At 71.1% G+C, this 19,266-nt stretch carries 13 protein-coding genes; 6 read left to right on the forward strand and 7 right to left on the reverse strand.

The genetic code is table 11. The features are described 5' to 3' along the window. Positions 1 to 67 precede the first annotated feature (67 nt). The 3 genes from ABZ738_RS25700 to ABZ738_RS25710 form a co-directional block, all read right to left on the reverse strand. Positions 68 to 2,188, reverse strand: a complete 2,121-nt coding sequence (locus ABZ738_RS25700) for a M14 family zinc carboxypeptidase (RefSeq protein ID WP_236145897.1) — start codon at positions 2,186 to 2,188, stop codon at positions 68 to 70. A gap of 130 nt (positions 2,189 to 2,318) precedes the next feature. After that, positions 2,319 to 2,975 carry a response regulator transcription factor gene (locus ABZ738_RS25705; RefSeq protein WP_131054924.1) on the reverse strand — a complete coding sequence of 219 codons (657 nt, stop codon included), beginning with the start codon at positions 2,973 to 2,975 and terminating at the stop codon, positions 2,319 to 2,321. A 596-nt stretch (positions 2,976 to 3,571) separates the two neighbouring features. Continuing rightward, positions 3,572 to 4,975: a glycosyltransferase family 4 protein gene (locus tag ABZ738_RS25710; RefSeq protein ID WP_357217166.1), complete on the reverse strand. Its 1,404-nt coding sequence runs from the start codon at positions 4,973 to 4,975 to the stop codon at positions 3,572 to 3,574. Positions 4,976 to 5,302: 327 nt separating this feature from the next. Here ABZ738_RS25710 and glgX point away from each other — a divergent pair, with 327 nt between their 5' ends. Genes glgX through treZ form a run of 3 tightly spaced genes read left to right on the forward strand, consistent with a single transcriptional unit; the run spans position 5,303 to position 11,447 of the window. After that, positions 5,303 to 7,420, forward strand: coding sequence for a glycogen debranching protein GlgX (gene glgX, locus ABZ738_RS25715; protein WP_357217169.1), 2,118 nt, complete (start codon positions 5,303 to 5,305; stop codon positions 7,418 to 7,420). Positions 7,421 to 7,422: 2 nt separating this feature from the next. Continuing rightward, positions 7,423 to 9,726, forward strand: coding sequence for a malto-oligosyltrehalose synthase (treY, locus tag ABZ738_RS25720; RefSeq protein ID WP_357217172.1), 2,304 nt, complete (start codon positions 7,423 to 7,425; stop codon positions 9,724 to 9,726). Next, a complete protein-coding gene (treZ, locus tag ABZ738_RS25725) occupies positions 9,723 to 11,447 on the forward strand; it encodes a malto-oligosyltrehalose trehalohydrolase (protein ID WP_131054113.1) in 1,725 nt (574 codons plus the stop codon). Before treY ends, treZ begins: the two co-directional genes overlap by 4 nt. 38 nt (positions 11,448 to 11,485) lie before the next feature. Here treZ and ABZ738_RS25730 read toward each other — a convergent pair whose 3' ends face one another. Beyond that, positions 11,486 to 12,457, reverse strand: coding sequence for a hypothetical protein (locus ABZ738_RS25730; RefSeq protein WP_131054112.1), 972 nt, complete (start codon positions 12,455 to 12,457; stop codon positions 11,486 to 11,488). Positions 12,458 to 12,550: 93 nt separating this feature from the next. Further along, a complete protein-coding gene (locus ABZ738_RS25735; protein WP_357217177.1) occupies positions 12,551 to 13,522 on the reverse strand; it encodes a hypothetical protein in 972 nt (323 codons plus the stop codon). Positions 13,523 to 14,160: 638 nt separating this feature from the next. On the opposite strand from ABZ738_RS25735, the gene ABZ738_RS25740 reads away from it, so the two are divergent. Continuing rightward, positions 14,161 to 14,778, forward strand: coding sequence for a DUF6082 family protein (locus ABZ738_RS25740; protein ID WP_357217181.1), 618 nt, complete (start codon positions 14,161 to 14,163; stop codon positions 14,776 to 14,778). A 20-nt stretch (positions 14,779 to 14,798) separates the two neighbouring features. Here the strand turns inward: ABZ738_RS25740 and ABZ738_RS25745 are convergent, their stop codons facing one another. Together ABZ738_RS25745 and ABZ738_RS25750 are read right to left on the reverse strand one after the other, a co-directional pair. Next, positions 14,799 to 15,293, reverse strand: coding sequence for an NUDIX hydrolase (locus ABZ738_RS25745; protein ID WP_176094348.1), 495 nt, complete (start codon positions 15,291 to 15,293; stop codon positions 14,799 to 14,801). Positions 15,294 to 15,629: 336 nt separating this feature from the next. Further along, positions 15,630 to 16,604, reverse strand: coding sequence for a DMT family transporter (locus ABZ738_RS25750; RefSeq protein ID WP_131054286.1), 975 nt, complete (start codon positions 16,602 to 16,604; stop codon positions 15,630 to 15,632). Positions 16,605 to 16,685: 81 nt separating this feature from the next. On the opposite strand from ABZ738_RS25750, the gene ABZ738_RS25755 reads away from it, so the two are divergent. Next, positions 16,686 to 17,579 carry a LysR family transcriptional regulator gene (locus ABZ738_RS25755; protein WP_131054287.1) on the forward strand — a complete coding sequence of 298 codons (894 nt, stop codon included), beginning with the start codon at positions 16,686 to 16,688 and terminating at the stop codon, positions 17,577 to 17,579. Between the two features lie 95 nt (positions 17,580 to 17,674). Beyond that, positions 17,675 to 19,123, forward strand: coding sequence for an argininosuccinate synthase (argG, locus tag ABZ738_RS25760; RefSeq protein ID WP_176094345.1), 1,449 nt, complete (start codon positions 17,675 to 17,677; stop codon positions 19,121 to 19,123). Positions 19,124 to 19,266 lie beyond the last annotated feature (143 nt).

The raw sequence follows: 19,266 nt of genomic DNA on the forward strand, positions 1-19,266 counted from the left end.
GGTGGGTACCGGCAGGCCGGGCGCGGATCCGGCCTGCCGGTACGTCGGTCGGTCGAGGTTCAGCAGGTCACAGGCGTGCGCACTGGCTGGACTTCGGACCGCTCACCGAGTTGACGACCTCCAGGTTGACCGGCGCGGCGGTGTTGCCGGAGCAGGACAGCGGGCCGTTCACGGTGTTGCCGGCGACCAGCGGAGCGTCACCGGTGTTGTTGACCACGTTGACCGGGCCGTTGGTGCGGTTGCCGACCAGGACCACCGGGCCCCGGACGCCGGTGGCGTTCACCGGACCGTGCACGGTGCTGGCGGTCAGCACGAAACCGGCCGCACCACTGGCGTCCACCGGCCCGTTGATCGAGCTGCCGTTGACGATCAGCGCGGCGCCCGGCTGGACCTTGATCGGACCACGGATGGTGGCGTCGGCGAGGCACGTCACCCCGGAGACGGTCAGCGGGCCGTTGCGGGTACCGGTCACCGTGGCGGCGATCCGCTCGCCCACGACCAGGCCCTCCACGGCCTGCTCGTCGAGGAGCAGCGGCACCAGACCCCGCTCCGGCTGGGACAGCGGCACGACGTACCCGTCGGCGACCTTGATCACCTTCCAGCCGTGTGCGGCGAGCCGCTGGGCCACGGTGGTCTGTCGACCGGCGGGACCGTCGGTGCGGGCACCGTTGTACTGCGCCTCGGTGAGCTTGTACGCGCACGGCGCCTGCTCCAGGATCCGCGCCGGCGTGGGGGCGTCGACCGGCGGCGGGGTGTCACCCGGGTGCGGGGCGGGGTGCGCCTCGATCGGACGGGAGCCGCGGAAGACGATCCGGCCGGTGTTCGCCGACTGGAACCTGATCGCCTCGGCCCGGGCGCTGCTGAGGTTGGTGGCGCTGGCCTGGTGGTAGGCGAGGAACTGGGTGAACGTCCACAGCGCCGAGTAGGTCTTGCGGCGCCGGTTGTTGGCCGTGTTGGTCTCGTCCGGCCGGGTCGGGCCGCCGGAGCTGCGCAGCTCCAGCAGGGAGTTGACCACGTTCTTCAGACCCAGGGTGTTCCGCAGGATGGTCTCCTCACCCAGGCCGACGTTGGCCCCGGTGCACCCGTACGGGCAGGCCCACCAGCCGTCCTTGGCGCCCTGGGTGTACATGTGACCCTCGATCATGTTCTGCGACTCGTCGAAGATCCCCTGCGCCACGTTGGCGTGCCGCGGCGGCAGCATCGGCAGGTCACCGGTGTTGGCGTTGCCGTACTCGTGGCCGTCGTAGCTGGCGATCGGGCGGTAGTCGCGGATCATCTCCACGAAGGTCTGCGTCTCCGGCTGGCGGATCAGCGAGTAGTCCCGGTTCAGGTCCTGGCCGGTGGAGTTGCCCCGGCTGTTGGCGGCCCGACCGTCGCCGTTGATCGTCGGCAGGATCAGCATGGTGGTCTTCGACAGCCGGTCGAGGGTGGCCGGGTCGTCGGTGAAGGCCAGCTGGCGGGCCATGATGAAGCACGCCTCACGGTCGCCCGGCTCGTTGCCGTGCACGTTGCAGTTGAGCAGCAGCGGGTTCGTCGCGGCCACGGCCTCCGGGGTCGCCGGCGGGGTGGGGTAGCCGATGACGAACATGTTGATCGGCCGGTTGTTGATGGTGCGGCCGAGCTCCACGACGCGGACCCGCTCGCTCAGCTCGTCGACGGCCGCCGTGTAGGCGTACTCGTTGACGTCGCTGGTGTACTGCGCGCCGAGGGTGTTCTCCCACTGCGTACGCAGGTTCTGGCCGGGGACGTTCGGGTCGCCCCAGTGCGCCGTGGTGGTGCCGCTGACGGCCGCCGAGTACGGCTGCGCCTCGGTGCCGAGGCGGGCGCGTACCCGCCACTGGAACCGGTTGCCCGGCACGAAGCCAGCGTCGGCGAAGGTGGGCTCGGAGTTGTTGATCTGACGGTTCGGTCGCCAGACACCGACGATCACACCGTTCCCGGAGGGGGTCCCGTCCTCCGCGAGGGCGGTGCGCTCGATCTGGTAGTCGGTGGCGCCGTCGACGTGGGTCCAGGCCAGCGTGGCGTACCCGTCGCCCTGGACGACCGTCAGGCCCTGGACCTGGTTCGGTTCCGCCTGCGCCAGCGCGGTGGGCAGCTGGCCGAGGGCCGGGGCGGGCTGGGCGGTCGCCGCGAGCACGGCGACGAGAAGTGTGGAGAAGACACCGGCCGTTGTCCGTCTGTATCTCAAGGGGGGTTCTCCAAACAGGAGGGAGGGCTGGATACCGACAGCACACCCTCAGCGGGCCGACTGCGGGGCCGCGAGCAGGGATTCTTGAGGATGCCTTGAGGTTCGGCCGGCCTCGGCCCTGAGTCGATGCTCAGCCGGACCGGAGGCGATAACCGACCCCGCGTACGGTTTCGACCAGCCCGGCGTCGTCGAGCTTGGCGCGCAGCGCGGCCACGTGGACGTCGAGGTTGTGCCGGGTCGCCCAGGTGGTCTGCCAGACCTCCAACTGCAAGCGGTCCCGGGGCACCACGGTGCCCGGCTGCCGGGCCAGCGCCAGCAGCAGGTCGAACTCCTTGCGGGAGAGGCCGACCTCCCGGTCGGAGACCCAGACCCGTCGGGCGTCCACGTCGATCCGCAGCGTGTCGACCTGCACCAGGGTCGCCGGCCGGGCGGTACGCGTCGTCCGCCGCATCACCGCCTCGATCCGGGCCTGCAACTCGACCATCGAGAAGGGCTTCACCACGTAGTCGTCCGCCCCGGCCCGCAGCCCGGCCACCCGGTCGTGCTCCTCGACGCGCGCCGTCACGGCGATGATGGCGACCTCCTCGTTGTGCTGGCGGATCCGCCGGCACACCTCCAGGCCGTCGCGGTCCGGCAGGTTCATGTCGAGCAGGATGAGGTCCACCGGCTCCGCCTCGACCGCCTCGGCGGCCGTCAGCGCCTGCACGACTTCGTGCCCCCGGCGCCGCAGCGCTGCGGAGAGGCCCGCCGACACGCGGAGGTCGTCTTCCACCAGGAGCACCCGCACGCACACCCTCCTCGACCTCGCGGAGGCCGCAGCCTTCCCGAATTCTTGCGAGTCTGTCGGATGTGAAGCAGCGGTGACCAGTGCAGATACAAGATCGTAACGACAGAATCATCTGGCCGAACGGGTCTGGCCGCCTCGGATCCGACCTCGGCGGGCCCGCCCGACGGCAGGGCCACGGACGCCGCTCCGGCACGACCCGCACCGGGACAGGCCGCACCGGGGCCTCACTGTCGGTAGCCCACCCCGGTGTCCGCCGTTTCCCCTGCGGCCCCTTTGCTCTGCTTCAACCCACGCATCGGTAACCCTCCGCAGTGGACGCGCCGTCGCCGTGGTGGCACCGTCGTCGGATCGGTGCAGCTCAGGTGCTATTGCGTGGGTTGAAGCAGAGCAAAGGCGGGGAGGTGGACCACTGGTGGCGGCCGGGCATCGTCACGCTCGGCGACGCTTACGCAACGCCACCACGCTGGTGGTACGCGACCGTCCCGGCACCGTTCGCCCCGGCACGCGAACGAGCCAGTGCCGACCGGGTGGGTCGACACTGGCTCGTCGAGGCGCAACGCCGTGTGGCGCGAGCGCTGTGGGGTGTGGGGTGTGGGTCAGCGCAGGCCGGCGGCGGCCAGCAGGTTGCCCTCCGGGACCACCGGGCGCGACCGGCCGTGCGCCATGAGCTGCGCGGCGCGCTCGGCGGCCACGTTCGGGGCCTGGGCGATGGCCGCCGCGTACGCCGAGCCGGTGCGGCTGGCGATGGCGGCCCAGCCGTACTGCTCGTGCACCATGGCGCGGGCGCGACGGGCCAGCGCCCGGGCGCGTTCCCGGTCGGAGAGCACCGCGTGCACGGCGTCGGTCAGCGCGTCCGGGTCGTGCGGCCGGAACGTCATGCCGGTGACGCCCGGTTCGACGATCTCGGCGAGTCCACCGGTCTCGGCGACCGCGAGCGGGGCACCGGCGGCGGCGCCCTCCAACGCCACCATGCCGAACGGCTCGTAGATGCTGGGCACCGCGAAGCAGTCCGAGGCGGCCATCACGGCCGGCAGGTCGGTGCCGCCGAGGAAGCCGGGCAGGCTGACCATGCCGCCCAGACCGAGCCGGTGCACGTCGGCCTCCAACTCGCCACGGTACGGCCCGTCGCCGACGATCACCGCGCGCAGCCCGGGGTGCCGCTCGCGCAGCTTGGGCAGCCCGGCGAGCAGGTGCTGCACGCCCTTCTCGTAGACCAGCCGCCCGGCGAAGGTGACCAGCGGGCCGTCCCCGGCGAACCGGGCCCGGGCCTGCGCCACCGCGCTGGCCGACACCCGCCAGCGATGCGGCTCCACGCCGTTCGGCACCACGTCGACGCGATCGGTCGGCACCCCGAACAGGGCGCTGACCTCCTCGCGCATGTATCCGGAGCAGACCACCACCCGGGTCGACTCGGTGCTGAGCCAGTGCTCGACGCCGTGGATGGTGCGGTTCATCTCCTCGGGCAGCCAGCCCTGGTGCCGGCCCGCCTCGGTGGCGTGGATGGTGCTGACCAGCGGCAGGTCCAGGTGGTCGCGCAGGGTCATCGCGGCGTGCGCGACCAGCCAGTCGTGCGCGTGGATGACGTCGTAGCCGCCGGAGGAGGCGGCGCGCAGCGCGGCCCGGGTCAGCGTGTGGTTGAACGCCATCGTCCAGGCGAGCAGGCTCTCGGTGGCCAGCGGGAAGGCCACCGGGTCCTCGGCGGCGCGGACGACCCGGACGCCGTCGACGTACTCCTCCAGCGGAGCGCCCTCGCAGTGACGTGTGACGACGGTGACCTCGTGGCCGGCGGCGACCAGGGCCACCGAGAGCGCGTGCACGTGCCGGCCCAGACCGCCCACGAGCACCGGCGGGAACTCCCACGACAGCATCAGGATGCGGTGGGTGCGCGGCGGGGTGGCCGGACCGGGCTGGGCCGGGATCTGGGGTCGCGAGGTGAGGGTGGGCCGGTGGATTCGGTCCGTGGCGGTGGCGGTACGCCCGCCGATCCGCAGGGTCGTCACAAGAGTCTCCGTCCGTGCAGCAGAGAACGCGCCGGCGTCGGTGGCGGCGGGGGAACAGCGTCGGGGGTGCGGGCACGCGAGAACTTGCCCGGTAACAAGGAAACGGCATGATGGCCGATAACGCACCTTGAGAACGGTCACAGTGACGGACGGCACCGCAAGGGTTCATCTCGCATCAGTCGGCTGGATACCGGGCATTCACCCGATCGGATGGATTGGTGGCGGACCGTGCGGGGCATTACCGCCGCGCGCACCGGCCCGGCTCCCCCGGACGGGTGCGCTTCCGGGCGCGGGCGCGCGCTCGTGACACGTGGCCGAAGGAGCGACATGCAGGTCTGGCCGGGCGAGCGGTATCCCCTCGGGGCCACGTACGACGGGATGGGCACCAACTTCGCGATCTTCTCCGAGGTGGCGGACAAGATCGAACTGTGCCTCTTCGACGAGTGGGACGTCGGACACGAGCGTCGGGTGGAACTGCGCGAGGTGGACGCGTACGTCTGGCACGCGTACATCCCGGGGATCGGACCCGGCCAGCGGTACGGCTACCGCGTGCACGGCCCGTACGAGCCCGCGAACGGGCTGCGGTGCAACCCGCACAAGCTGCTCATCGACCCGTACGCCAAGGCGATCGACGGGGACGTGCAGTGGGACCCGGCGGTCTACGACTACGAGCACGGCGACCCGGACCGGATGAACGTCACCGACTCGGCGCCGTTCATGCCCAAGTCCGTGGTGGTGAACCCGTACTTCGACTGGGGCAACGACGCCCCGCCCCGCATCCCGTACCACCACTCGGTGATCTACGAGGCGCACGTGCGCGGGCTGACCATGCGGCTGCCCGGCATCCCCGAGGAGTTGCGCGGCACGTACGCGGGCATCGCCTCGCCGCCGATGATCGAGCACCTGACCCGGCTCGGCATCACCGCCATCGAGCTGATGCCGGTGCACCAGTTCGTCAACGACCACCGCCTGGCCGACCTGGGGCTGCGCAACTACTGGGGCTACAACACCATCGGCTTCTTCGCCCCGCACCACGCGTACTCGGCCCTGGGGCACCTGGGTCAGCAGGTGCAGGAGTTCCGGGGCATGGTCAAGGCCCTGCACGCGGCCGGCATCGAGGTCATCCTCGACGTGGTCTACAACCACACCGCCGAGGGCAACCACCTCGGCCCGACGCTCAGCTTCAAGGGCGTCGACAATCCCAGCTACTACCGCCTGTCGGAGGAGAACCGGCAGTACTACGTCGACTACACCGGCACCGGCAACAGCCTCAACGTCCGCAGCCCGCACTCGCTGCAACTGATCATGGATTCGCTGCGGTACTGGGTCACCGAGATGCACGTGGACGGTTTCCGGTTCGACCTGGCCGCCACCCTGGCCCGCGAGTTCTACGAGGTCGACCGGCTCTCCACCTTCTTCGAGGTGGTGCAGCAGGACCCGGTGGTGAGCCGGGTCAAGCTGATCGCCGAGCCGTGGGACGTCGGCCCCGGCGGCTACCAGGTCGGCAACTTCCCGCCGCAGTGGACCGAGTGGAACGGCAAGTACCGCGACACCGTCCGCGACTTCTGGCGCGGCGAGCCGGCCACCCTCGCCGAGTTCGCCTCCCGGATCTCCGGCTCCGCCGACCTCTACCAGGACGACGGACGCCGCCCCTTCCACAGCATCAACTTCGTCACCTGCCACGACGGCTTCACCCTGGCCGACCTGGTCTCCTACAACGACAAGCACAACGAGGCCAACGGCGAGGAGAACCGCGACGGCGAGAGCCACAACCGCTCCTGGAACTGCGGCGTCGAGGGCGACACCGACGACCCGGGCGTACGCGCCCTGCGCGCCAAGCAGCAGCGCAACTTCATCGCCACCCTGCTGCTGTCCCAGGGCGTACCGATGATCGGCCACGGCGACGAGATGGGTCGCACCCAACGGGGCAACAACAACGCCTACTGCCAGGACAGCGAGATCGCCTGGATCGACTGGGACGCGATCGACACCGGCCTGCTCGACTTCACCCGCCGGCTGGTCGAGTTCCGGCGCCAGCACCAGGTGTTCCAGCGCCGCCGCTTCTTCACCGGCCTGCCGGTGCACGGTCGCGGGGTCGACGAGCCCCTGCCCGACCTGGCCTGGTACACCCCGGACGGGCGGGAGATGACCGGCGAGGACTGGGGCAACGACTTCGGCCGCTCGGTGGCTCTGTTCGTCAACGGCGAGGGCATCCGGGAACGCGGCCAGTACGGCCAGCGCCACCACGACGCCTCGTTCTGGCTCTGCTTCAACGCCCACGACGCGCCACTGGACTTCACCCCGCCGCCGGCCGAGTTCGGCCAGCGCTGGAAGCTCGTGATCAGCACCGCCGAACCCGACCAGGACAAGGGCACCACCGTGGAGACCGGCGATTCGGTCTGCGTACCGGACCGCTCGCTGGTGGTGCTGGAGAGGGTGGACTGACCATGACCGTGACCCCCGTCGGGGCGACCTACCGGGTGCAGGTGAGCCCGGGCTTCGACCTGGACGCCACCGCCGGCCTCGCCGACTATCTCGCCGACCTCGGCGTCACCCACCTCTACAGCGCGCCGCTGCTGGCCGCCGCGCCGGGCAGCGCGCACGGTTACGACGTCGTCGACCACCGCAGGGTCAACCCGGAACTCGGCGGCGAGCCCGCCCGGCAGCGCCTGCTGCGGGCCCTGCGCGCGGCCGGTCTCGGCCTGGTCGTGGACATCGTGCCCAACCACGCCGGAGTCGCCGTACCGGCCGCCAACCCGGCCTGGTGGGACGTGCTGCGCCGGGGACGCGACTCGGCGTACGCCCAGTGGTTCGACATCGACTGGACGCGCGACCGGCTGCTGCTGCCGGTGCTCGCCGACGACCCCGAGGCGCCGGCCGACCTCAAGATCGCCGACGGCGAGCTGCGGTACCACGAGCACCGCTTCCCGATCGCCGACGGCACCGGCGACGGCAGCCCCCGCGAGGTGCACGACCGGCAGCACTACGAGCTGGTCTCCTGGCGACGCGGGGACGCCGAGCTGACGTACCGCCGGTTCTTCTCGATCGCCTCCCTGGCCGGGCTGCGGGTGGAGGACCCGGAGGTGTTCGCCGCCACCCACGAGCTGATCCTGGCCTGGGTGGCGGCCGGTGAGGTCGACGGCATCCGGGTCGACCACCCCGACGGGCTGCGCGACCCCGGCGGCTACCTGGCCCGGCTGCGCGAGGCCGCCCCCGACGCGTGGCTGGTGGTGGAGAAGATCCTGGAGTACGGCGAGGAACTGCCCTCCTGGCCGGTGGAGGGCACCACCGGCTACGACGCCCTCAACGCCGTCGGTGGGCTCTTCGTCGACAGCGACGCCGAGGCCGACTTCACCGCCCTGGACACCCGGCTGGTCGGGCGGGCCACCTCCTGGGCCGACCTGACCCACGACACGAAGCTCGGTGCCGCCACCCGACTGCTCGCCACCGAGCTGGCGCGACTCGCCGCACTCGCCCCCGACGTGGAGCCGGACGCGGCCCGCGCCGCCCTGGCCGAACTGGCCGCCGCGTTCCCGGTCTACCGGGGCTACCCGCCCGACGGGGCACGGCACCTCGCCAACGCCCGCGCCGAGGCCGGCCGCCGTCGCAGCGACCTGACCGGCGCACTGGACGCGGTCACCCGGCGGCTGCGTGACCCCGACGACGAGCTGGCCCGCCGCTTCCCCCAGTTCACCGGCGCGGTGATGGCCAAGGGCGTCGAGGACACCGCCTACTACCGGTGGACCCGGTTCGTCGCGCTCAACGAGGTCGGCGGCAGCCCCGCCCACTTCGGCACCCTGCCCGGCCGGTTCCACCGCTTCGCCGCCGCCCGGCACGACCGCTGGCCGGCGAGCATGACCACGCTCTCGACCCACGACACCAAACGCGGCGAGGACGTCCGCGCCCGCCTGGCCGTCCTCGCCGAACTGCCGCGCCGCTGGGCCGAGCAGGTCACCGCCTGGACCTCCGCCGTGCCGCTCCCCGACGCCGCCCTGGCCCACCTGCTCTGGCAGACCGTCGTCGGCGCCTGGCCGATCGCGCGGGAGCGGATGCACGCGTACGCCGAGAAGGCCGCCCGGGAGGCCGCCGCCTCGACCGGTTGGACCGACCCCGACCCGGCCTTCGAGCAGGCGATGCACGCCCTGGTCGACGCCATGTACGACGACCCTGCGGTGCACGCCTCGATCGCCGCGTTCGCCGCCGAGATCACCCCGCCCGGCTGGTCCAACTCGCTCGGGCAGAAGCTGGTGCAGCTCGCCATGCCCGGCGTGCCCGACACCTACCAGGGCACCGAGCTGTGGGACGACTCCCTCGTCGACCCCGACAACCGCCGCCCGGTCGACTTCGCCGTACGCCGGGACCTGCTGGCCCGGCTCGATGCCGGCTGGCAGCCGGCGGTGGACGAGACCGGCGCGGCCAAGCTGCTCGTGGTGTCCCGGACCCTGCGGCTGCGTCGCGACCGCCCGGAGCTGTTCGGCGACTACCAGCCGGTCGTCGTGCACGGCCCGGCCGCCCGGCACGCGGTCGCCTTCGATCGGGGCGGTGCGCTCGCCGTCGCCACCCGGCTGCCGTTGCGCCTGGCGGCGGGCGGCGGCTGGCGCGACACCACCCTGTCATTACCCGTTAAAGAGATGTCGTGCCAGTTCACCGGGCAGGTCTACAGTGACGGTGAGGCCCGTCTGGCCGACCTGCTCGCCACCTATCCCGTCGCGCTGCTCGCCCCCCTCGATGGCTCCGGGAAGGCGTCATGACCGAGTTCACCGTCTGGGCACCGGAGGCGTCCCGGGTCCGGTTGCGCCTGGCCGGCGCCGCCGACCACGAGATGCGCGCCTCCCGGGGCGGCTGGTGGCGGGTCGAGGTGCCCGACGCCGGCGACGACTACCAGTTCCTGCTCGACGACGACGACCAGGCGCTGCCCGACCCTCGCTCGCGGTGGCAGCCCGACGGCGTGCACGGCCCGAGCCGCCGCTACGACCACGCGGCGTTCGACTGGACCGACGGTGGCTGGACCGGTCGCCAACTGCCCGGCAGCGTCCTCTACGAACTGCACGTCGGCACCTTCACCCCGGAAGGCACCTTCGACGCCGCGATCGGCCGACTCGACCACCTCGTCGACCTCGGCGTCGACATGATCGAGCTGCTGCCGGTCAACGCCTTCAACGGCGAACACAACTGGGGGTACGACGGCGCCTGCTGGTTCGCCCCGCACGAACCGTACGGCGGCCCCGACGGCCTGAAACGGCTCGTCGACGCCGCCCACGCCAAGGGTCTGGGGGTGATCCTCGACGTCGTCTACAACCATTTCGGGCCCTCCGGGGCCTACGCGCCGATGTTCGCGCCCTACCTCAGCGAGCGGGACACCCCCTGGGGCCAGGCGGTCAACCTGGACGGCCCGCACTCCGACGGCGTACGCCGCTTCATCACCGACAGCATCCTGATGTGGCTGCGCGACTACCACGTCGACGGTCTGCGTCTGGACGCCGTGCACGCGATGCCCGACTCCCGCGCGGTGCACCTGCTGGAGGAGATCGCCGTCGAGGTCGAGTCGCTCTCGGTGCACCTGGGCCGCCCGCTCTCCCTGATCGCCGAGTCCGACCTCAACGACCCCCGACTGATCAGCCCCCGCGAGGCCGGCGGCTACGGCCTGCACGCCCAGTGGAACGACGACGCCCACCACGCCCTGCACACCCTGCTCACCGGCGAACGGCAGGGCTACTACGGCGACTTCGGCACCATGGAGTGCCTCGCCGAGGTGCTCACCGGTGCCTTCTTCCACACCGGCACCTGGTCCACCTTCCGCCACCGCCAGCACGGCCGCCCGGTCGACCCGCGTACCCCCGGCCACCGCTTCGTCGCGTACCTCCAGAACCACGACCAGATCGGCAACCGCGCGCTTGGCGACCGCCTCTCGGCGACGCTCTCCCCGGCACTGCTGCGCGTCGGCGCGACGCTCCTGATGACCGCACCCTTCACGCCGATGCTGTTCATGGGGGAGGAGTGGGCGGCGTCGACGCCCTGGCAGTACTTCACGTCGCACCCGGAGCCCGAACTGGCCACCGCCGTGGTGACCGGCCGCCGCAGCGAGTTCGCCGCCCACGGCTGGCCGCCCGGCGACGTGCCCGACCCGCAGGACCGGCAGACCTTCGTCCGCTCCCGGCTGGACTGGGCCGAGCTGGACAAACCCGAACACCGCCAGATGTACGAGTTCCACCGCCGACTGATCGCGCTGCGCAAGTCCCGCCCCGAACTGTCCGACCCGCACCTGTTCGCCATCGACGTCCGTCACGGCGACCGGTTCCTGGTGATGCGGCGTGGCGGCTGCCTGGTGGCCGCGAACCTCGCGGACAAGCCGCAGCGCGTGACGCTGCCCGGGGTGGCCCGCCGGGTACTGCTGGCCACCGGGGAGGGCGTCACCGTGCAACGCGACCGCATCGAGCTACCGGCGGAGACGGCAGCGATCGTGGCACTCTGACCGGCCGGTCGTCCTCGCCCACGGGGGTCTGTCGCCGACTACCAGAAGCGCCACCGGGCGGGATCCTCGTGGCCCTCCACCAGCCGGATCGAGGCCGCCAGCTTCAGCGCGTCGTCCCGGTCCCCCATCACGGCAGACGCGTACGGCTCGATCCACACCTCCGCCACGCAGTCGGCGCATCGACCGGGCAGTTGCGCCACCCGGTAGATACCCATGGTGCCCGCCTTTCTCCGACTCTCAGACACCGTGGCGGACCGGCCTGCCACGGTGACTCGGTCGAGGTGCCTGGCGCGGGCCAGCTTCTCCGTGCTGACCCCGACCCGAACCACAGGCCGCGAATCCGGCTGGTCCTCCTCGACCTGCCCCACCAGGTAGTCGGCGGAGTACGAGATGTGTCCGTCCGCCTTCCAGTACAGCCGCGTCTTTTCGAGCACGGCGCCGTCGGGCAGGCCCTTCACCCGGATCGGCAGGACCCGTGGCGTGGCTTCCAGGCGAACGCCCTCGGCCACCCGACGCGCGATCTCATCCCGGCGGTCCTCCGCGCTCTTCGCGTACAGCATCATGTGCATCCACGCGTCCGGTGCGTACTCCCAGGTCAGCACCCGGCTGGAGTCGAAGGTGGCCTGGAAGGCGGGACGTCCGTGCACCTGGAGGCGTTCGCCACGAACGGGCACCTCGCCCGAGTCCTCGTCGTACGGAACGACACTGCGGATATCGACACCCCGCGCTGCCATCCGGAGCTCGATCGACCAGTCGGGGTCGAATGAGGAAGCGTCTTCCTCCTCGGTGCTCGGCGCGTCGTCGAATGATCCGTGGATGTCGAGGCGATGAAACTCTGGCCCGGTGGTGTATTCGGCTGTTTCCACGGGGCCGGGCAGATAGCCGAGGCGCATGATCTGCTGACTCGGGTCGAATCGCACGGGTGCCGACGTGACGATGTCGTCCGTGTTCAACGCCCGTCCGGTGACCCACGCGCTCAGACTCGCCACCACCGCCACCACGACCGTCACGGTCACCAGGATCAGGACCCGACCTTTGGTGCTCGCCATGGAACATCCTCCCCGATGCGGCGCGGTGCGGCGGCGCGGTGTTGGAGTTTCCGACTACCAGGTGCGCCACTTCGCGGGATCCTCGTGGCCCTCCACCAGCCGGATCGAGGCCGCCAGCAGCAGTGCGGCCTTCTTGTCCCGCACCGCCGTGGCGCCGGCGCTTCGCTTGGGTATGTCCAGCTCCGCGACGCACTGGGCACACCCACCGGGGAGTTGACCCACCCGGTAGGTCCCTGCGCTGCTCTTCCTGCTGAAGACGTCTGCGGTGGCGGCCCGGCCCGACACGGTCACGGCTTCGGTGCCGCTGTCCAGGCTCTCGGTGGTGAGACCCACCGTGAAGTCGGGATCGATGAAGCCTCCGTGGTCCTTCTGCTCCAGCAGGTACCCGGCGGAGGACCGAACAGGTCCGTCTTCGGACCATTCCAGGACCGCACTGCCGAGTACGGCGCCTTCGGGCAACCCCGCCGTCTCGAACGGCAGGGCGAGCGGTCTCGTCTCCCAACGAATGCCCTCGGCGACCTGACGAGCGAGCGCGAGCTCAGCGCTCCGGTCGACACCGTGCACCGTTATCCGGATCCATGAATACCGCACGTACTCCCAGGACAGCACCTGACCCTCGTTGGTGAAGGCGGGACGCCCGCGCACCGGCGCGATCTCATCGCCCGGTAACGTCCATCCGGCCTCTTCGTCGTACTCCCGGTCCCAACGGTGCGCGTCGACGTCCTGTGCCGCCATCCTGACCTCGACCCGCCAGCTCCGGTCGACGGGCTTTGGGGGGTCTCCCGACTGCCAGTTCCAGTCGCTGGGCGGCTGCCCGCTCACCATGATGCTCTGCATTCCGGGCTCGGTCTCGTATCTCGCCCAGCGGACGGTGCCAGGCAGAAAAGTGAGGTGGATCAGTTGCTGGCCGGGGTCGAATCTGAAGGGAACCGATGTGGGTAGGCCGTGGGAGATGTCGTCCGTCTGCGAAACCCGTCGGGTGGCCCAGACGGTCAGGCCCGCCACCACCGCGACCAGGGTCGTCACGGTCACCAGGATCAGGGCCCGGCGGTGGGTGCCGCGCCTGTCGACCCGGGGCATCTCGGCGGCGGAGGCAGGAGGCAGCTTCCCCGGTTCGTTCGCGTCACTCGCCACGGACGTCCTCCCGGGTCGGTGCGCCGTGCGGCGGCGCGACCCGGGGAGTCTATGACCTGTCCCGTCCCGGCTGCTGTCCCTTAGCTCGACCAGGGTCCCTGTTGATGCCGCACTCACCGATGCCGCACCGGCGTCCACCATCACCGTGGCAGTGCAGCTGTTTCCAGCCCGGCGTGTCGAACAGCTACGCTGCCGCGATCACGGCCGCCGAACCCAGTTGCCGCAATCGGGCACCTGAGGTGTGGACTTGGCGCGCCTGGCAACCATGGTCGGCCTCACGCCTTCGACCGTCCGGCGTGGCGGACCTTCGTTCTCGACTTTCGCGACGGTGCTGCCGACGCCTTGGACAGGTGATCAGGTAAGGGTGAATCGTGGTCGGGCGCCCATTCGACCACTGTGGACCGGGTGTGGTCTGCTCCATCGATGAACTTGCGCGGCTGCTCCATGCTGAGGTGTAGGGGAGCCGGGGCGGGTGATCATCGGGGAGTGGCACGTCCAGGTGGTCGGCGTGGAAGCGGTGGGCTCGCAGGATGGTGATTCCCCTGATGGTGACCCTGGCCGTCGGATTGATCGGGTTGTCACTGCTGGCCATGACGTGGCTGGTGGACCTGCCCGTGCAGTGGAGCCATCTCTCCGACATGGGTCAGGCGTACGGCGGCACGTCGGCGGTCCTCTCCGGGCTCGCCCTGGCCAGCGTGTCGGCCTCCCTGCTTATGCAGAGCAGCTTGAATCGGATCAGCCAGCTCCATTCGATCCGGCAGCGGCAGTTCGACATCGTCAAGCTGGCTCTCGACAATCCCAGGTACCTCTATGTCGACGGCTCCGCCGCGATCTCCGACCCGGGCAACCACCTGAAGGTGTATGCCAACCTGTTCGTCAGCCACTGGGCGATGGTGTGGGATCTCGCAGAGATGCGGGAGGACACGCTGCACGTCGTGGCGAGTCGGCTGTTCGAGTCGGCGGTGGCGCGCGAGTGGTGGAAGGTCAATGGTGATCCGCTGCCGATTCCGCCGCAGCCGACGTCTTCGAGCGGCAGTCGTAGTCGCACCCTCGTGATCGGTGTCGCTGCCGGCATCGGTATCGGGATCCTGCTGCCCTCCGCGACGCGTAGACGCAGGGTGATGTGCCTGGTCGGCTCTCGTTCGTGAACTGGCCGCAGGTCACGCCGTCACACGGTTGACCGCTGCAAAGGTGGGGTCGCTGGAAGGTAGATCGGCCTGCGCTGGGAGCGGGCGTGGAGGGCGGCGCTGACTCGGTGGGCCACGGTGGTGGGGAGGAGCTTCTCGGCTTCGTCGGGCGGGAAGAAGGCGGCCTCGGTAAGTTCGTCCGCTGGCAGATCGAGACGCTCGGTGCCGGTGAGCGTGCCGCAGTCGAAGGTGAAGTGGACCAGGGAGCGCAGGCGCGGGCCCTCGGGCGGTGCCCAGTCCAGCACGAGCAGGTCGCCGACGGGCAGCGTGAGGCCCAACTCCTCGTGGACCTCGCGGGCGCACGCGTGGTGCGGCGCCTCGTCGGCCTCCACGCCGCCGCCCGGGAACGCCCAGTGGTCGCGGTAGCGGGGCTTGACCAGCAGTACGTCGCCGGCCGGGTCGGTGATCAGGGCACCGGCCGAGGCGTGGAAGGTCGGCAGGTTGGCGTACCAGACGGAAGGCTCGGTCCACGTCACGAACCGAAGGTAGCGGCCCGGATGTCGACGGTGCGGTCCCACGCCGAGGTCGATCGGTGCCGCTGATCCGTCTGCGCCGTCAGCTCGAAAGGGGCCGGGGAGCACACTTCGAGGCGCGAGCGGAGGCGCGCACCTGCCGTGGGGCGCGAGCTGGGACGCCGACGAGCCCGTCAGGCGCGAGCGGGGCCACGTGCGGCGCGGCGAGGCACGAGCGTGGCCGGGTGCCACCCGGTGGCGGACGGGTCGGTGGTCGGCGCGTACTCCTGGCGGGAATGCGTGGCGACGGGCCGCACCGGCCGGCGTCGCGCCTGGCGGTGCGGCCGTGCCGTCGTTCTTTCAGCGGCGCGTCGCGAAGACCACGCCGGCCAGGCAGAGCGTGCCGCCCAGCAGGGCGAGCGGCGCGGGTACCTCACCCAGCAGCGTCCAGGAGAGCAGGACCGTCACCGGCGGGACCAGGTAGGTCGCGGCGGTGGTGCGGCCCGCGGTCCAGCGGGACAGGACGTAACCCCAGGTGAGGAAGCCGATCGCGGTCGGGAACACGCCGAGGAACAGCACGCCCAGGGTCGCCGGGAGCGGCGCCGCGGCGAACTCCGCGAGCAGCGTGGGCGCGAACGGCAGCAGAGCCGCCGTCCCTGCCAGCGCGCCGAGCCAGGTCATCGTCACCGCGTCCACCCGCGCCAGGAGACGCTTCTGGAGCAGTACGCCGAAGGCGTACAGCAGGGCGGAGAGCACCGCCAGCGCGACGCCCACCGGGTCGGCGTGCCCGGTGAAGCCGCCGACCGCGATCAGGGCCACGCCCGCGAAGGCGATCGTCACCCCGACGCCGAGGCGGCCGGTGAGCCGCTCGCCGAGTACGAGTGTCGCGGCGATCGCGACGAGGATGGGCGCGACCGCCACCAGCAGCGCGGCTGTCCCGGCGTCGACGAGTCGTTCGGCGGCGTTGAGCGCCACGTTGTACCCGCCGAACCAGGCCACGCCCCAGAGCGCGATCAGCCCCAGCGTGCCGCCCCGGGGGACGGCGACCCGGCGGGGGACCGTCGCTTCGGTGTGCCGGACCCGGAACCGCCGGGTGACGGCGACGAACAGGGTCAGCGCGGCGGACGCCGCCACCATGCGGCCCAGCGCCATCGCGCCTGGCGAGTAGTCGTGCCCGGCGAAGCGGATGCCGACGAACGCCGAGGCCCAGAGCACGACCGTGGTCCCGGCGGCTACCACGATCGGCCAGGACCGGCGCGGTGCCGCAGGCCGGGGGTACGACGCGCCACGGGAGTCGTCGGCGGCGGCCCTGGCGGGAGCTTCGGTGAGCGTCATGGACCGATTCTCGAATGCTCGACGATTCAGCACCAGCGACTCTTTCTTCACGACAGTTAAGTTTTGCTTTACGGTTGTGAGGTGCTCGACGTCCACCGCCTCCGGGTCTTCCGTTCCGTCGTCGCCTCCGGCTCCGTCCAGGCTGCCGCCGCCAACCTCGGCTACACCCCCTCCGCCGTCAGTCAGCACCTCACCGCGCTGCAACGCGAGACCGGGCTCACTCTCCTCGCCCGCGCCGGCCGGGGCTTGCGGCCCACCTCCGCCGGCCATGCCCTCGCCGCCGAGGCGGACCGGGTGCTCGCTCGGGTCGGCGCGGCCGAGTCGCTGATCGCCGACCTGCGTACCGGTCGCACCGGCTCGCTCTCCATCGCGTACTTCGCGTCGGTGGGCGAGGCGTGGATGCCGCTGGTGGTACGCCGCATCCTCGCCGACCTGCCCGGCGTCCGGATCGACCTGCAACTCCGGGAGCACATCCCGGACAGTCGGGAGGAACGCGCCGACGTCCAGGTGGTCGTGGCGGACCCCGGCTTCGATCCCGGTGCGGGCTTCACCGCCCAGCACATCGTCGACGACCCGTACGTGGCCGTGCTGCCCGCCGGGCACCGCCTCGCCGGCCACGACGAGGTGGACCTCGCCGAACTCGCCGAGGAACGATGGGTCGACAACGACTTCGCCCGAGGCTGGTGCCGCGCCAAACTCCTCGAAGCCTGCACCGCCGCCGGATTCAGCCCGGCGTTCCGGGTCGAGGCGCACGACTACCGGACGGCGCTCGCCTTCGTCGCGGCCGGCATCGGCCTCACGGTGCTGCCCGCGCTCGGCGCCGCACACCTGCCGGACGGTGTGACTCCGATCCGGGTGGTCCGCCCGACACCGGTCCGCTCGATCCACGTGGTGGTGCACGACGCCGTCGAACACACTCCCGCCGTACGCACCACGATCGCCGCCCTCCGCGAAGCAGCCGGCACCCGGATGTAAGGAGGGGACCCCTGCTATGCACGAGGCGTTAGCAGGGGGCCCTTCCTTGCACCGCCAACTTGCATGGGTATGCGGGGTGGTGCATACTCTTCCTTGTGTCCAAGGTTCTTACCTCCCTGCCCACGGGTGAACGTGTCGGCATCGCCTTCTCCGGCGGCCTCGACACCTCGGTCGCGGTCGCGTGGATGCGCGACAAGGGCGCGGTGCCCTGCGCCTACACCGCCGACATCGGCCAGTACGACGAGCCCGACATCGCCTCGGTGCCCGGTCGCGCGCTCCACTACGGCGCCGAGCTGGCCCGCCTGGTGGACTGCCGCGCCGCCCTGGTCGAGGAGGGGCTGGCAGCGTTGACCTGCGGCGCCTTCCACATCCGCTCGGGCGGGCGGGCGTACTTCAACACCACGCCGTTGGGGCGCGCGGTCACCGGGACGCTGCTGGTGCGCGCGATGGTCGCCGACGACGTGCAGATCTGGGGCGACGGGTCGACCTTCAAGGGCAACGACATCGAGCGCTTCTACCGGTACGGCCTGCTGGCCAACCCGCAGCTGCGGATCTACAAGCCGTGGCTGGACAGCAGCTTCGTCACCGAGCTGGGCGGCCGCAAGGAGATGTCCGAGTGGCTGCAGGAGCGCAGCCTGCCCTACCGGGACAGCACCGAGAAGGCGTACTCCACGGACGCCAACATCTGGGGCGCCACGCACGAGGCGAAGACGCTCGAACACCTGGACACCGGCATCGAGACGGTCAATCCGATCATGGGTGTGCGGTTCTGGGACCCGACGGTGGAGATCCCCGCCGAGGACGTGACGATCGGGTTCGACCAGGGCCGCCCGGTCACGATCAACGGCAAGGAGTTCGGCAGCGCGGTGGACCTGGTGCTGGAGGCCAACGCCATCGGCGGCCGGCACGGCATGGGCATGTCCGACCAGATCGAGAACCGGATCATCGAGGCCAAGAGCCGGGGCATCTACGAGGCCCCCGGCATGGCGCTGCTGCACGCCGCCTACGAGCGGCTGGTCAACGCCATCCACAACGAGGACACCCTGGCGAACTACCACAACGAGGGTCGTCGTCTCGGTCGCCTGATGTACGAGGGTCGCTGGCTGGACCCGCAGGCGCTGATGTTGCGCGAGTCGCTGCAACGGTGGGTCGGCACGGCGGTCAGCGGCGAGGTGACGCTGCGACTGCGGCGGGGCGAGGACTACTCGATCCTGGACACCACCGGCCCGGCCTTCAGCTACCACCCGGACAAGCTGTCCATGGAGCGTACCGAGGACTCGGCGTTCGGTCCGGCGGACCGCATCGGCCAGCTCACCATGCGCAACCTGGACATCGCCGACTCCCGGGCCAAGCTGGAGCAGTACGCGAACCTGGGCATGGTCGGCGGCGCGCCGCAGCGGGTGCTCGGTGCCGCGCAGGCCGCCTCCACCGGGCTCATCGGGGCGATGCCGGAGGGTGGCGCGGAGGCGATCGCCTCCCGGGGTGTCTCCTCGACCGAGGACGCGGCCCTCGACCGTGCCGCCATGGAGTTCGGCGTCGACTGACCGCCGGGGCTCCGACCAGGCTCATCCGCCCGCCGTCGACGGTCACCCACCGTCGACGGCGGGCGGTGCCGTCTCCGGCGCGAGGATCCGCGACCGGTACGCTGGCCGCCCCCGGGTGTCCCGTACGTCCGACGCCTCCGGGT

The organism is Micromonospora sp. NPDC047793 (assembly GCF_040642635.1).
Taxonomy (GTDB): Bacteria; Actinomycetota; Actinomycetes; order Mycobacteriales; family Micromonosporaceae; genus Micromonospora.

Coding starts and splice junctions, on each gene's coding strand:
- glgX (WP_357217169.1), top strand. CDS start 5,303: ATGCAGGTCTGGCCGGGCGAGCGGTATCCCCTCGGGGCCACGTACGAC.
- treY (WP_357217172.1), top strand. CDS start 7,423: ATGACCGTGACCCCCGTCGGGGCGACCTACCGGGTGCAGGTGAGCCCG.
- treZ (WP_131054113.1), top strand. CDS start 9,723: ATGACCGAGTTCACCGTCTGGGCACCGGAGGCGTCCCGGGTCCGGTTG.
- ABZ738_RS25740 (WP_357217181.1), top strand. CDS start 14,161: ATGGTGATTCCCCTGATGGTGACCCTGGCCGTCGGATTGATCGGGTTG.
- ABZ738_RS25750 (WP_131054286.1), bottom strand. CDS start 16,604: ATGACGCTCACCGAAGCTCCCGCCAGGGCCGCCGCCGACGACTCCCGT.